12 protein-coding genes are annotated in these 13,499 nt (G+C 39.2%); 9 read left to right on the forward strand and 3 right to left on the reverse strand.

Annotation, left to right across the window (positions count from 1 at the left end):
- Nucleotides 1-59 precede the first annotated feature (59 nt).
- The 4 genes from metF (at nucleotide 60) to AC07VK_RS13170 (ending at nucleotide 3,371) form a co-directional block, all read left to right on the forward strand.
- A complete protein-coding gene (metF, locus tag AC07VK_RS13155) occupies nucleotides 60-1,013 on the forward strand; it encodes a methylenetetrahydrofolate reductase [NAD(P)H] (RefSeq protein ID WP_057931443.1) in 954 nt (317 codons plus the stop codon).
- 126 nt (nucleotides 1,014-1,139) lie between these two features.
- The gene (locus tag AC07VK_RS13160; RefSeq protein WP_492960994.1) at nucleotides 1,140-2,531 is read left to right on the forward strand and encodes a pyridoxal phosphate-dependent decarboxylase family protein; all 1,392 of its coding nucleotides are present in this window, start codon (nucleotides 1,140-1,142) and stop codon (nucleotides 2,529-2,531) included.
- Between the two features lie 45 nt (nucleotides 2,532-2,576).
- On the forward strand, nucleotides 2,577-2,879 hold the full coding sequence (locus tag AC07VK_RS13165; RefSeq protein WP_492952559.1) for a hypothetical protein: 303 nt from the start codon (nucleotides 2,577-2,579) through the stop codon (nucleotides 2,877-2,879).
- Between the two features lie 78 nt (nucleotides 2,880-2,957).
- Nucleotides 2,958-3,371, forward strand: coding sequence for a tail fiber domain-containing protein (locus AC07VK_RS13170; RefSeq protein WP_492960996.1), 414 nt, complete (start codon nucleotides 2,958-2,960; stop codon nucleotides 3,369-3,371).
- Between the two features lie 126 nt (nucleotides 3,372-3,497).
- Here AC07VK_RS13170 and thrC read toward each other — a convergent pair whose 3' ends face one another.
- The 3 genes from thrC to thrA form a co-directional block, all read right to left on the reverse strand.
- Complete coding sequence (gene thrC / locus AC07VK_RS13175; RefSeq protein ID WP_492960998.1) at nucleotides 3,498-4,805, reverse strand: threonine synthase; 1,308 nt, start codon at nucleotides 4,803-4,805, stop codon at nucleotides 3,498-3,500.
- A gap of 92 nt (nucleotides 4,806-4,897) precedes the next feature.
- Nucleotides 4,898-5,830 (reverse strand): homoserine kinase, encoded by a 933-nt coding sequence (locus AC07VK_RS13180; protein WP_492952562.1) that lies wholly within the window; start codon nucleotides 5,828-5,830, stop codon nucleotides 4,898-4,900.
- Between the two features lie 15 nt (nucleotides 5,831-5,845).
- Nucleotides 5,846-8,299: a bifunctional aspartate kinase/homoserine dehydrogenase I gene (thrA, locus tag AC07VK_RS13185; RefSeq protein WP_492961000.1), complete on the reverse strand. Its 2,454-nt coding sequence runs from the start codon at nucleotides 8,297-8,299 to the stop codon at nucleotides 5,846-5,848.
- Between the two features lie 697 nt (nucleotides 8,300-8,996).
- Between thrA and AC07VK_RS13190 the strand changes: the two genes are divergently transcribed.
- The 5 genes from AC07VK_RS13190 (at nucleotide 8,997) to AC07VK_RS13210 (ending at nucleotide 13,487) form a co-directional block, all read left to right on the forward strand.
- Nucleotides 8,997-9,347 carry a hypothetical protein gene (locus AC07VK_RS13190; protein WP_492961002.1) on the forward strand — a complete coding sequence of 117 codons (351 nt, stop codon included), beginning with the start codon at nucleotides 8,997-8,999 and terminating at the stop codon, nucleotides 9,345-9,347.
- Between the two features lie 212 nt (nucleotides 9,348-9,559).
- Entirely contained in the window at nucleotides 9,560-11,155 is a 1,596-nt protein-coding gene (gene pckA, locus AC07VK_RS13195) for a phosphoenolpyruvate carboxykinase (ATP) (RefSeq protein WP_492952565.1), read from the forward strand.
- A 298-nt stretch (nucleotides 11,156-11,453) separates the two neighbouring features.
- Entirely contained in the window at nucleotides 11,454-12,284 is an 831-nt protein-coding gene (locus AC07VK_RS13200; protein ID WP_057931433.1) for a MotA/TolQ/ExbB proton channel family protein, read from the forward strand.
- A 78-nt stretch (nucleotides 12,285-12,362) separates the two neighbouring features.
- Entirely contained in the window at nucleotides 12,363-12,977 is a 615-nt protein-coding gene (locus AC07VK_RS13205) for a biopolymer transporter ExbD (RefSeq protein WP_057931432.1), read from the forward strand.
- A gap of 3 nt (nucleotides 12,978-12,980) precedes the next feature.
- Nucleotides 12,981-13,487: an ExbD/TolR family protein gene (locus AC07VK_RS13210; protein WP_406825078.1), complete on the forward strand. Its 507-nt coding sequence runs from the start codon at nucleotides 12,981-12,983 to the stop codon at nucleotides 13,485-13,487.
- Nucleotides 13,488-13,499: the final 12 nt, after the last annotated feature.

Raw genomic sequence — 13,499 nt, forward strand, 5'->3', positions numbered from 1 at the left:
AGGGCAGGGAATTGTATACAAATTAAAATTTAAAGTCCCGATTATTCGGGATTAGGGTTATGAAGATTACAGACCATATAAAAAACGCAAAGGGTAAAACCTTGTTCTCTTTTGAATTATTGCCGCCTATTAAAGGGCAAAGCATACAATGGATTTATGATGCAATAGAACCACTATTAGAGTTTAATCCGCCTTTTATTGATGTAACTTCGCTCAGAGAGGATTATATTTATAAAGAACAGGCCAATGGTTTGCTACAAAAGGTATCTTATCGCAAGCGTCCGGGTACCATTGCCATATGTGCCGCCATTATCCATAAATATAAGGTTGATGCCGTTCCGCATCTCATTTGCGGTGGATTTACCAAAGAAGAAACCGAAAATGCATTGATCGATTTACAGTTTTTGGGTATCGATAACGTGTTGGCTTTGCGTGGCGATGCCCGTAAGGCAGATGGGAATTTCGTGCCAACTCCTGGCGGACACTGTTATGCTACAGATTTGATCGAGCACATCAAGAACCACAACGAAGGTAAATTTTTGCATGAAGATGTAGAAACCTTTAAAAGTGATTTCTGTATCGGCGTGGCTGGCTATCCTGAAAAACACTTTGAAGCGCCTAACATGAATACCGATTTTAAATACCTGAAGAAGAAAGTTGAAGCAGGAGCAGAGTTTATTGTTACGCAGATGTTCTTCGATAACCAGAAGTATTTCGACTTTGTAAAAAAATGCAGAGAAAACGATATCAACATTCCAATTATACCAGGTTTGAAACCGATTAGTACCCTATCGCAGTTAAATGTACTGCCTAAGATATTTCACATTGATTTACCTGATGAGTTAACCGACGCGCTATCGCATGCTAAAAACAATAACGAGGCAAAAGAAATTGGTACAGAAGCCATGATTAAACAATGTAAAGAACTGATTGATTTTGGTGCCCCGGTGTTACACTTTTACACCATGGGCCGCCCAGAGCAGACCAAAAAGATTGCGAAGGCTATTTTTTAGCCTAAAAAGCATCGTAATTGCAAGACACGAAGCAATCTTAAAGCGCTGGGTTAATTAGCGATCGTTGTAGGATTGCTTCGTGCCTCGCAATGATGTATTTTTCTTTATTCCATAAACATTATCATCATGAATAATCTAAATACCGACCAGCAAAACCTTGATGCCATACTAACAGAAGTTAAACAACAGGGAATAGATTATTTAAACCATGTTCATGAACGGCCAACCGCTAACACTACCGATGTAGTAATCATTCGTGATTTAAACCAGGAAGGTACGGGGACTGTTGAAGCCTTAAAACAATTTAATCAACGTTTTGAACCGATCATGGTGGCTTCATCTGGTCCAAGATACTGGGGCTTTGTAACTGGTGGCACCACACCTGCCGCCATTGCCGGCGATTGGCTGTCGACCATCTATGATCAGAACACGCAAAGCGCAAAAGGTAACGGCGATGTTTCTGCTATCATCGAACTCGAAACTATCCAGTTATTACTTTCGTTGTTTAACCTGCCTAAAGATTTCTTTGGTGGTTTTGTAACTGGAGCAACCTTATCTAATTTTACTTGTTTAGCTGTTGCCAGGCAATGGATTGGCAAACAATCTGGTAAAGATTTCGCCAGAGGAGGTATATCAGGTACTGTAAAAGTACTGTCGGCTACACCACACTCATCAGCCATCAAATCCTTATCGATGTTAGGCTTGGGAAGTGGCAATTTTATTCAGGTAAACGTAATGCAGGGTAATCGCGAAGCACTAGATGTTGCAGACCTTGAGCTGAAAATACAAGCCTTAAATGGCGAACCTTTCATTCTGATTTCCAGCGCCGGAACAGTAAATACGGTTGATTTTGATGATTTTGAAGCCATTAATGTCTTAAAAGAAAAATATAATTTCTGGTGGCATATCGATGCCGCTTTTGGAGGCTTTGCCGCTTGTTCGCCAAAATTTAATCATTTGGTTAAGGGCTGGGAAAACGCTGATAGCATCACGGTTGATTGTCACAAATGGTTAAATGTACCTTACGAAAGCGCGGTGTTTTTGGTGAAAGAAAAACACCAATTGTTGCAGGTAGAAACTTTTCAGAATTCTAATGCGGCTTATTTAGGCAATCCGATGGAAAATTTCAGTTATTTAAATTTCTTGCCAGAAAATTCCCGCCGTTTAAAGGCTTTACCTGCGTGGTTTACTTTAACAAGTTACGGAAAACAGGGTTATCAGGAAATTGTGGAAAGTAATGTTGAAGTGGCTTTACAGTTTGCCGACTTCATTAATGAAAATGAAAATTTCGAGCTCTTGGCACCAGTACGTTTAAATACTGTTTGTTTTTCGTTGAGAGATGAAAGTTTAGTTGCAACATTCCTGAATAAGTTAAACGCGGGCGGGAAAATTTTTATGACCCCTACATTTTATAACGGGAAGAAAGGAATACGTGCTGCTTTTGTAAACTGGCGAACCTCAGGCGCTGATGTTGAGCTGGCTACAACAGCGATGCTCGAAATTCTTACAGAACTTTAACCTTAAAATTATTGTTTTAATGTTATAGGGTTTATCTTTGTACCGATGAAATTGGATGGCCTTAAATACGTACTTATTGCCTGCATTGCGATAGCTTTTTTCTTAAAAGTAAGCCATGCGGTTTCGTATTTAAGCTATTCTGCTGATAATGTTGAAGTTTTATCTACAAATGATGACGCAACAGAGAAGGAAGAAAAGAAAGTAGAAACCGAATATGCGGTGCAGCAGATCGTGTTTCATGGAGCGTTATATTTTCCACTTCAAACTTCAAAAAAGGTGCTCATTCCTGATCATTCTTTCCAGCTGGCTTACTTTCCAGAGGTTTTAACACCGCCGCCTTCCGTATAAGCATATCCTTTTATGTTTAAACTCCGTTTCGCAAAAAGCGGAACCAATTCACTATTTTAAAAATTACAAATAATAGATATGAAACGAGCAATTTCATTTGCAGTGCTGTTAATCGCTGCCTCTTTAAAAATCAGTGCACAAGAAGCTGTACAGAACAATGTTAAACCAGTAGAAAATGCCTTAAATCAGGTTACTAAGCTGCAACCTGTAAGTTTTAGTTATGATAAAGCCTGGGCCGAAAAACTGAAATTATCTGCCAAACCACAATATGGTTTTGTAGGAGCTGATGCTAAAGCCGCTTTTCCTGAAATAGTTTCTGTACAGGCAAAAACTTATGCATCAGGCAAAAACGCCTTTAAAAATGCCACTATTACCAAAGTAGACTACGAAAGTTTAGTCCCGCTTTTGGTAGCGAGTATAAAAGAGCAACAACAACAAATTGAAGCACTACAGCGCGAGCTGAAAACATTAAAATCTCAAAACACTAAGTAATAGAAAGGAGTCGTCATCTCGACTGAAGCGCAGCGGAATGGAGAGATCTATCTCGTTAGATTTAGCTTCGCTGAGCACTACGTGGTTCTCGGCTTCGCTGCACTCCGCTCGAAATGACGATCAATTCTACCCTTTAAGCAAATAGCTTTTGAACCCTTCAAAATCCACCCCCAACTGATCAGCATATTTTGGTTTGCTTTCTAAAGCTTTTACCTGCTCAGGGATTTCGATTTTAGCCGCAATATCTGCAGGGAAAATATCAGGGAACTTACAGGCGTGTGCGGTAGATAAGAAAACTGCGGCACTTTCGTCTGTAGGATTTTCGTTCTTGTATTTTTCAACTGCTAAATAGGCAATCGCAGTATGCGGACAGGCCACATAATTTAATTTGTTGTCAATTTCTTTGATGCCCTCTAATGTTTCATCATCAGTAAAACGGTAAGAAGTAACTACGTTTTTAATTGCCTTTACATCTTGATTAAACAGGTCCATAATACGTACCCAATTGCTTGGGGCTCCTACATCCATGGCGTTCGAGTAGGTTTGTGTAGATGGTTTCGTTTCATATACGCCACTTTCTAAAAAGCGTGGAACGGTATCGTTAACATTGGTAGCTGCTATAAATTGTTTAACAGGTAACCCTAATTTATAGGCCAGTAAACCTGCGCCAATATTCCCGAAATTTCCACTTGGTACAGAAAACACCACGTCTTTAAAACCTTGCTTTTTCAGTTGGGCATAAGTATTGAAATAATAAAATGTTTGCGGAATTAATCTCGAGATGTTAATCGAATTGGCCGAAGTTAACCTGAATTTAGCATTCAGTTCATCATCTGCAAAAGCCTGTTTCACTAAAGCCTGGCAGTCATCGAAAGTACCTTTAACCTCAACAGCTCTGATATTTTCGCCATTGGTGGTTAACTGCAGTTCTTGTATCGGGCTCACTTTTCCCTCAGGGTAAAGAATGGTTACTCTCGTATTCGGCACACCCAAGAAACCCAAAGCCACTGCGCCACCGGTATCGCCAGAAGTAGCAACCAGAACATCTAAAAGTTGTTCGCCGTCTTTTAAGAAATAAGCCATCACACGGCTCATAAAACGGGCGCCAAAATCTTTAAAGGCCAAAGATGGACCATGGAACAATTCGAGCACAAAGGTTTTGTCATCAAGTTTAACGGCGGGAGCCTCAAAATTAATGGCATCATCAATTAAAGCTTTTAGATCATCGGCAGGGATCTCATCTCTTAATAAAGTTGATGCCACTTTGTAAGCAATTTCAGTCAAAGAATATTTTTCGATATTCTGTATGAATTCGGGATCAAGCTGTGGGATTTCAACAGGCATATATAAGCCTTTATCCTGAGGCATGCTGTTAAAAACGGCTTCTTTGAAAGAAACGCGTAAATCTTTATTGTTGGTTGAATATAGTTTCATTTTTAATGAGGTTGGAGGGTTGAAAGGTTGAAGGTTGGAAGGTTTTGGATGATTAGCCCTCCACCTTTAAACCCTCTACCTTCCAGCCTTACTTAAAGTACTTTTGGCCCTTCCGCGTTAACCGGAGATACAAAAGCTTTGCTGTTAATATTTATTTTATGTAAATGTTGCTGTTGCGATTTGGTTATTTTTCTGGCTGTTTCTTCATCTTGAGTTAGTGCAAAAACAGATGGGCCCGAACCTGAAATTCCGAAACCGATTGCCCCATTTTCCATCGCCAGTTTTCTCATTTCTTCAAAACCAGGAATCAAAATCGAACGTGTTGGTTCTACCAGAACGTCTTTCATACTCCTTCCGATTAAATCAAAATCATTCATAAACAATCCACTCACCAGGCCTGCAACATTTCCCCACTGGGTAACCGCGTCTTTTAATGCTACTTTACTGCGGATCATTTGGCGTGCATCTTTGGTCGGTACATCTACTTCTGGGTAAACAATTGCCGCATACATGCCAGCTGGCGTAGGTAAAGAAATCACATCAAGCGGATCGTAACTTCTCACCAGTACAAAACCACCCAATAATGCAGGGGCAACGTTATCGGCATGGCCATAACCACAGGCAAGTTCTTCGCCTTTCATGGCAAAGGGAACCAGCTCTTTAGTGGTTAATAAATCGCCCATTAATTTGTTAATGGCAAACAAACCAGCTACTGTACTGGCCGAGCTTGAGCCCAATCCACTACCAATAGGCATTTTCTTGTGCAGTTCAATTTCTACACCGATATCCAAACGATTTATGTGCTTTAAATAATGCTGAACACTGGCACTTACGGTGTTCTTCGCTGCATCTAAAGGCAAACGACCATCATCACCAGTAATTCTTTTGATCACCACACCGGGTGTATCGGTCAATCGCATCTCAACTTCATCGCCAGGTTCGTTTACAGCGAAACCCAGTACATCGAAACCACAAACTACGTTTGCAACAGTTGCCGGAGCGAAAACTTTTATACTATTTTTCATTATTAATTGCCTTAACTATTTATTTAAAGTACCCACGTTAATGATATCTGCAAAAACTCCTGCAGCGGTAACCTCAGCACCTGCACCTGGACCTTTTACCACCAGTGGACGGGTTTTGTAACGATCCGTAGTAAAAGAGATAATATTATCACTTCCCGATAACATATAAAAAGGATGACTGTCATCAACCATTTGCAGGCTGATTTCTACATTTCCATTTTCAAGTTTACCGATGTAACGCAAAACTTTTCCATCTTTGGCTGCGGTATTCTTTAAATTTTCGAAGTAAGCCGCATTGGCCTGTAATTCAGAATAGAAATCTTCAACCGATGTAGCATTTAAGCAGGCTTCTGGCAAAATGTTGTCGATTTTCACATCACTGGCTTCTAACGGATAACCGGCATCACGGGCAAGGATCAGCATTTTACGCATAAAATCTTTTCCATTTAAATCATCCCGTGGATCTGGCTCGGTATAACCAAGTTCCTGGGCTTCCTTTACTGTTTCATAAAAACCGGCGTCACCTTTAAAATTATTGAAGATGTAAGAAATCGTTCCTGATAAAATCGCTTCAATCCGGGCTACTTTATCACCACTCATCATCAGCTCGCGTAGCGTACGGATAATCGGCAAACCTGCACCAACATTGGTTTCATAATAGAAATCAACACCAAATTTACGGGCAGTATCTTTAAATGATTTATACTGGGCATAATCTGCCGAGTTTCCTTTTTTATTGCAGGTTACTACCGAAATGCTGCTTTCGAATATCCCTTGATAAAATTCTATTGGCGATTCTGCGGCGGTGTTATCTACAAAAACACAGTTTGGTAAGTTTAGCGCTTTCATTTGGGCGACAAAACCCGCTAAATTGGCCTGTTCGCCATTTGTATTCAATTCCGCTTCCCAGTTTTCTAACGAAAGGCCATCAGCGCTGAAAATCATTTTTCGTGTATTGCTGATGCCTGTTATCTTAACCTGCAGATCGTTATTGGCCGCCAAGAAAGGCATCTGCTCTTTCAATTGGTTAAATAAGGTTTTCCCGATATTTCCAGTACCTAAACAGAAAACATTTAATGTTCTTTTCAGATCGGTAAAAAAAGCATCGTGCACTGCATTTACAGCTTTCGATAAATCATCTTTGCTGATGATTACCGAGATGTTATATTCTGAAGAACCCTGAGCGATAGCTCTTACGTTGATACCGTTGCGGCCTAAAGCGCTGAACAAACGGCCACTCATACCTGGTGTGTGTTTCATGTTTTCGCCAACAATGGCCAAAACTGAAAGGTTATTTTCAACTTCTGGCAGCTCTAGTTTTTTAGCGTCTAACTCCAGTTCAAACTCTTTTTTGATTAAAGAAATGGCCTGCGAAGCATCCGTTGGTTTAACGGCGAAAGTAATGCTATGTTCTGATGAAGACTGGGTAATCAATACTACATTGATCTGTTCGCGCGAAAGCAATGAGAATAATCTTCCGCTAAAACCTGCCTTACCCACCATACCACTACCTGTTAGGTTTATAATGCTGATATGATCGATAGAAGAAATTCCTTTTATGGGTAAACTTGATGCTTTAACATCGCTTTTAATATAAGTTCCTGCAAAATCTGGTTCGAAAGTGTTTTTGATCACAATCGGAATCTTTTTCATAAAAGCAGGGATCATTGTTGGTGGATAGATCACTTTTGCGCCGAAATAACTCAGCTCCATGGCTTCGGTATAACTCAGTTCGGGTAAAGAGAATGCCTTTTTTACCATGCGTGGGTCGGCGGTCATCATACCATTTACATCGGTCCATATTTCTATTTCTTCGGCATTTAACGCTGCACCCCATACCGCTGCGGTATAATCAGAGCCACCACGGCCTAAAGTTGTTACTCTTCCTGCTGCATTGCTCGCTATAAAACCAGTAACAAAAAGTACTTTACCTTTGTTTTCCTGGTAAAAATTCTTGATTAGCATCTCAGTCAGTTCGGTATCTACCTTCGCCTGCCCAAAATTACTGTCGGTTTTAATCAGGTCAGACCCATTAACATAAAGTGAATCGCCAAAATTTTGAGAAGCAATATGGCTGATCATAAAAGTAGAACAGCGTTCGCCATAGCTTAAAATCTGATCTTTGGTCTGCAAGCTCAGTTCGCGTAGATTGGCTACCGCCTGTAACAGATCTTCCAATTCGTTAAAAAAGATCTTTAAGCGTGTAAACACAGGATTCTGCGCCGCCGCAGGTAAAAGCGAGCGGATTACAGCAAAATGTTTTGCTTCGATTTCTTTTAAATGGGTGTCGTAATCTTCACCACGCTCGGCCATTTCGGCCATATCGGTAAGTAAATTGGTTACGCCACTCATTGCCGATAATACAACTACCGGGCTATTCTTCTGTTTTTCTTCGCCAACCAGGCGTAAGAGGGTTTTAATGTTCTCGGCCGAACCTACGGATGTGCCGCCGAATTTGAGTACTTTCATTAGTTTATATTGGTTTTAACTGTTTGATGCTGTGCGGATAATTCATGGTTGCCGTACAGGTTCATTCAGCATGGGTTAAAAAAAAAGCGTCCCGATTTTCATCGGGACGCTCTCTGTGTTTTATGTTTTTTCAATTTACAACAAATTAGCCCCGCTGGTTTATACCGGTGGTAATAATAATTGTTGTAATAATCGAAGTGTTAAAATTCATCTTTTCTTTGTGTACTTTGTACACCGTAAAGTAGGAGATTATTTTTTTAAAATGCAAATGTTTTTTGATTTTTATTTCGAAATTTCTATTAAAACGTTTAAGTAGATGAAATAGCTGCATTTTCTGAACCCGAAACCGAATCGTTCCCTCTTTGAGGGATGCCAGCAAGACGAGATGGTTAATAAGTAGTTTTAAAAATTTTTAGAAAAGGTGCTCTGGTAATTCTTCGGTTATGGCAGCCCTGCTAACCGCTATAGTCCCGATGGTAATGCTTTTTGATCGATTGAGAATCGGGAGCTGCCGCTTTTATCAGGTTTAGTTAACGCGGGCTTATACTACTATTTAAGTTAGTTACCTTTCCAGCGTAAATCATTCCCCTCCTTTGAAGGGGGTGCCCACAGGGCGGGGTGGTTATTACTATTTAATTTTATTTCCCTCAACACCTTATGGATTCCTGGTCATTCATGAATCCTGTCATCAAAAGCCATGTCGAATTTAAGAACGCTTTTGCTTCTCACACTTTTAACCATTTTTTGTGGTCAGGCATTTTCACAGCATGCTAATAATATACAATGGGTATGTCGAGGGCCAATTGTGCCAACCTCACCGCTCTGGTTAATACACTATCAGAAGACAACCTATACTTTAGATAGCATACAGGCAAAACATGGCATCCTTAATCCCGATTACATAGAAAATGTTCAGGTTTTAAAGGATGCGGGGGCAACAGCAGTGTATGGCTTAAGAGGGGCTGCAGGAGTTATTATTATATCACTCAAGAAACGATATGCCAAAGTAGAAATTAAACGGCTAAAACCCTATCTCACAAAAATTTAGGGAAAGTATATGGACAGTATAAACGCTGGTTTCATTTTTATACTTAGTGTAATTTTTTAATTTTTTTTGCCTTGTAAAAATGAATGTAAATATCTGTAAATAAAATGTTTACATAATAGTGTATTTGCTACAATATGTAAAAAATTACGCTTAAAAACTAGTTTTTGTGGAAGATAAGTATTTACCTTTGCTGTACTAACTAACTTATTGTTATGAGCAAAAAGAAACTGCAAACGCCAGATTTAAGCTATTTAAATCTAGGTGGAAACATTGCTGTAAAGTACCAATTATCTCCAAAGGAATTAATTGATGATGCCTTATTAAATAAAGAAGGTACGCTAGCCGATTCAGGAGCGCTGGCGGTTGATACCGGAAAGTTTACCGGGCGTTCTCCTAAAGACCGCTTTATAGTATGCGACGAAGTAACCGAAGATCAGGTTTGGTGGGGAGATGTAAACATTAAAATTTCTCCGGAGAAATTCGATCAGTTGTTTTATAAGCTAACGAATTACCTTGAAGATAAGAAAATCTATGTACGCGATTCTTCGGCATGTGCCAATCCGGATTATTCGATCTCGATCAGGGTAATTACAGAAACTGCTTATCAGAATCTTTTTGCTCATCATTTGTTTATCCGCCCGGAAGAAGATCGTTTGGGTATAACGCCAGAGTGGACCATCATTGCTGCACCAGGCTTCCTGGCCGATCCGGCTATTGATGGAACCAGACAGGAAAATTTCTCCATCATCAATTTTACCAGGAAAATGATTTTGATCGGGGGAACTGGTTATACCGGTGAAATTAAAAAGGGAATTTTTTCAGTTTTAAACTTTATCCTGCCAGTATATAAGAATACGTTATCTATGCATTGCTCAGCCAATGTGGGTAAAAATGGCGATACCGCTATATTCTTTGGCTTGTCAGGAACAGGAAAAACCACCTTGTCTGCCGATCCGGAAAGGGGATTGATAGGTGATGATGAACATGGCTGGGGCAAAGATTCTGTATTTAACTTCGAAGGCGGTTGTTATGCAAAATGCGTAGATTTAACCGAAGAGAAGGAGCCTCAGATCTTTAAGGCAATTAAATTTGGCTCATTGCTGGAGAATATTAATTTTTTTCCAGGTACGAAGGAGGTTGATTATAGCAATATCTGTAAAACGGAAAATACCCGTGTGGCTTATCCTATAGATTATATTGACAATGCCATTTTACCATCAATAGCAGCCGTTCCAAAAAATATCTTTTTCTTAACTGCAGATGCGTTTGGCGTATTGCCTCCAATTTCAAAATTAAATGTAGAACAGGCCATGTTCCACTTTATGAGCGGATATACAGCCAAGGTTGCAGGAACAGAAACAGGAGTAACAGAGCCTCAGTTAACGTTTTCAGCTTGCTTTGGTAAAGCCTTCTTGCCATTGCATCCATCTAGATATGCCGCATTATTGGGCGAGAAGATGGAAAAACACCAGGTAAATGTATGGTTAGTAAATACGGGTTGGAGCGGTGGAGCTTACGGTGTAGGTAAAAGGATGAAATTAAGTTATACCAGGGCGATGATTACGGCGGCGTTAAATGGAGATTTAGATCATAATAAATATAAGCAACACCATGTATTTAAATTGATGATGCCACTAAGTTGTCCTGGGGTACCGAACGAAATTTTAGATCCCTCTAAAACATGGAGCAATCAGGAAGAATACTTTTTGAAAGCATACGAATTGTCGGATGCCTTTACAGAGAATTTCAAGCAGTTCGAACTGACAAAAGTACCAAAAAGCAGACACGAAGCGTTAAAATTATGTTAAATGCACTTTAAAATGCATTTTTTGAGCGAAAAATTTGCAATTCGATTTTTTTTTAGTTTTTATTGTGAAAGAATTGCCTCGGCTGGGGCAATTTTTTTGTTATACACCCTTGGTGATTTACCGAAACTAAATTCTAAGTAACGATTTAATTGCTTATTGATTTATTAATTTGTAATTTAAAATCAATTTATAAATTTGTTTTTCGCAACAATTTCGGATATGAAACGTTGAGTGTAGTACAAAAGAAAAAAACAGCTAAAAATTAAAAACAAGAACTAAAACTAAAATTTCAAAAAAAATGGCAAACGCACCAAAACCAACAACTGTTAAAAAAGAGAGCTCTTCTAGTGCTTCAAATGTATTTGCAACATTCGTTATTCCAATTTGTATTATCATTGGATTCTGTGTTTGGAGATTCGTATTCGGAGAAGGAAGTAACTTTATCGATGGTGACAGAGAGAAATTACCATTACCTGGTAACTATCTTGGAACAGCTTACAAAGGAGGTCCTATCGTAGCGATCTTAGTTGGATTACTATTAGTAGTAATTGTATTCTCTATCGAACGTTTCATCGTTATTGGTAAAGCAAGTGGAAAATCTAGCTTAGACACTTTCATTCGCAAAGTACAAGGTTTATTAAGCGCAGGTAACATCGAAGCTGCAAAAGCTGAGTGTGATAAACAAGAAGGTTCAGTTGCTAACGTAATTAAATCTGGCTTGAAAAAATACAGTGAAGTTGAAGCAGATACCAATATGGATGTTGAGCAATCAATCGTTGCAATCCAAAAAGAGGTTGAAGAAGCTACAGCTTTAGAAATGCCAATGTTAGAGCAAAACTTAACTGTAATTGCAACTTTGGTATCAATTGGTACATTAGTAGGTTTATTGGGTACAGTAACAGGTATGATCCGTGCATTCGCCGGTTTAGCAAACTCTGGAGCACCAGATCAGTCAGCATTAGCGGTAGGTATCTCTGAGGCATTGATCAACACTGCAACAGGTATCTTGGTTTCTACTGTGGCAATTATCATGTATAACGTATTAACTTCTAAAATCGACAAGTTAACTTACGCTATCGATGAGGCTGGTTTCAGCATCGTTCAAACATACGCTAGTTCGCATAAATAAGAATTTTGAAAAAATTTTTACCGGCTTTATGGAAAACCGGAAAAAAGATCATCATTATTAAAACTAGTAAAAAATATTATGCCTAGAATTAAAGTTAAAAGAACAAGTACAGTAACAGATATGACCGCCATGTGTGATGTGGCATCATTGTTACTTACTTTCTTCATCTTAACTGCTACAGCAAGGCAACCAGAACCACTAGCCGTTTCTACACCTTCATCTACATATGAGTTTAAGGTACCGGTAGAAAACAATGCGATATTAACCATTGGGCAGGGGAAAGTTTTCTTCGAAGTAGCAGGGGTCAAAGTAAGAGCGAAAACATTAGAGCTAATGGGCGAACAGTACAAAATATCGTTCACTCCAGTAGAAATACAACGCTTTTCAGCGATAGGAAGTTTCGGCGTTCCGATCCAGAGTTTAAAATCTCTTATTGCCTTGAATGGGGCTGACCGTATGAAACCAGGGGTACAACCTGGTATACCTTCAGATTCGACTGATAATCAGTTAAATTCATGGGTATTAAATGCCCGTAAAGCAACTAAAGAGATTAATAATCAGGATATGCGTATCAGTATTAAAGGTGATGCGAAAGAAGAATATCCGGTAGTTAAAAAGATTATTGATGTACTTCAGAAACAAAGTGTAAACAAGTTTTTATTGGTTACCAACTCTGAAGCTAAAAAGAAATAAGAAATGGCAGAATTAAACACAGGCGGGAAGAAAGCCACCCCAAGGGTTGATATGACTCCGATGGTGGATCTAATGTTTCTTTTGGTAACATTCTTTATCTTAACAACAGTAATCTCTACGCCACAAGCGATGGATATTGCAAAGCCAGATAAAAACGAAAAGTTACCTGAGAACAGATTGGAGCTGAAAGCAAGTAAAACAATGACTATTTTGTTGGGTAAAAACAATAAAGTAGCATGGTACATGGGCGTAGCTGGCGAAAGCGCACCAACTATAGAATCTGGTTCACAAATCGAAGATGCTATTGTTAAAAATAGAAAAGCAGCTGATGCCTCAGGCGTTGCTGGAGACTTTGTTGTACTGGTAAAACCAACATCAGGTTCTACATTCCAAAACTTTGTAGATATGATGGATGAGTTGGAAATTCTTAAAGTTAAGGTTCGTCAGATCGATGATGATAACATCCTTGACAATGAGAAGCAGTTCATGAAAGAAAAAGGAATTTTATAATCAGTAAAACCA

This window comes from Pedobacter sp. GW821-FHT01D05, assembly GCF_059422505.1.

Coding starts and splice junctions, on each gene's coding strand:
- AC07VK_RS13160 (WP_492960994.1), top strand. CDS start 1,140: ATGAATAATCTAAATACCGACCAGCAAAACCTTGATGCCATACTAACA.
- AC07VK_RS13205 (WP_057931432.1), top strand. CDS start 12,363: ATGCCTAGAATTAAAGTTAAAAGAACAAGTACAGTAACAGATATGACC.
- thrC (WP_492960998.1), bottom strand. CDS start 4,805: ATGAAACTATATTCAACCAACAATAAAGATTTACGCGTTTCTTTCAAA.
- pckA (WP_492952565.1), top strand. CDS start 9,560: ATGAGCAAAAAGAAACTGCAAACGCCAGATTTAAGCTATTTAAATCTA.
- metF (WP_057931443.1), top strand. CDS start 60: ATGAAGATTACAGACCATATAAAAAACGCAAAGGGTAAAACCTTGTTC.
- thrA (WP_492961000.1), bottom strand. CDS start 8,299: ATGAAAGTACTCAAATTCGGCGGCACATCCGTAGGTTCGGCCGAGAAC.
- AC07VK_RS13190 (WP_492961002.1), top strand. CDS start 8,997: ATGTCGAATTTAAGAACGCTTTTGCTTCTCACACTTTTAACCATTTTT.
- AC07VK_RS13210 (WP_406825078.1), top strand. CDS start 12,981: ATGGCAGAATTAAACACAGGCGGGAAGAAAGCCACCCCAAGGGTTGAT.
- AC07VK_RS13165 (WP_492952559.1), top strand. CDS start 2,577: ATGAAATTGGATGGCCTTAAATACGTACTTATTGCCTGCATTGCGATA.
- AC07VK_RS13200 (WP_057931433.1), top strand. CDS start 11,454: ATGGCAAACGCACCAAAACCAACAACTGTTAAAAAAGAGAGCTCTTCT.
- AC07VK_RS13170 (WP_492960996.1), top strand. CDS start 2,958: ATGAAACGAGCAATTTCATTTGCAGTGCTGTTAATCGCTGCCTCTTTA.
- AC07VK_RS13180 (WP_492952562.1), bottom strand. CDS start 5,830: ATGAAAAATAGTATAAAAGTTTTCGCTCCGGCAACTGTTGCAAACGTA.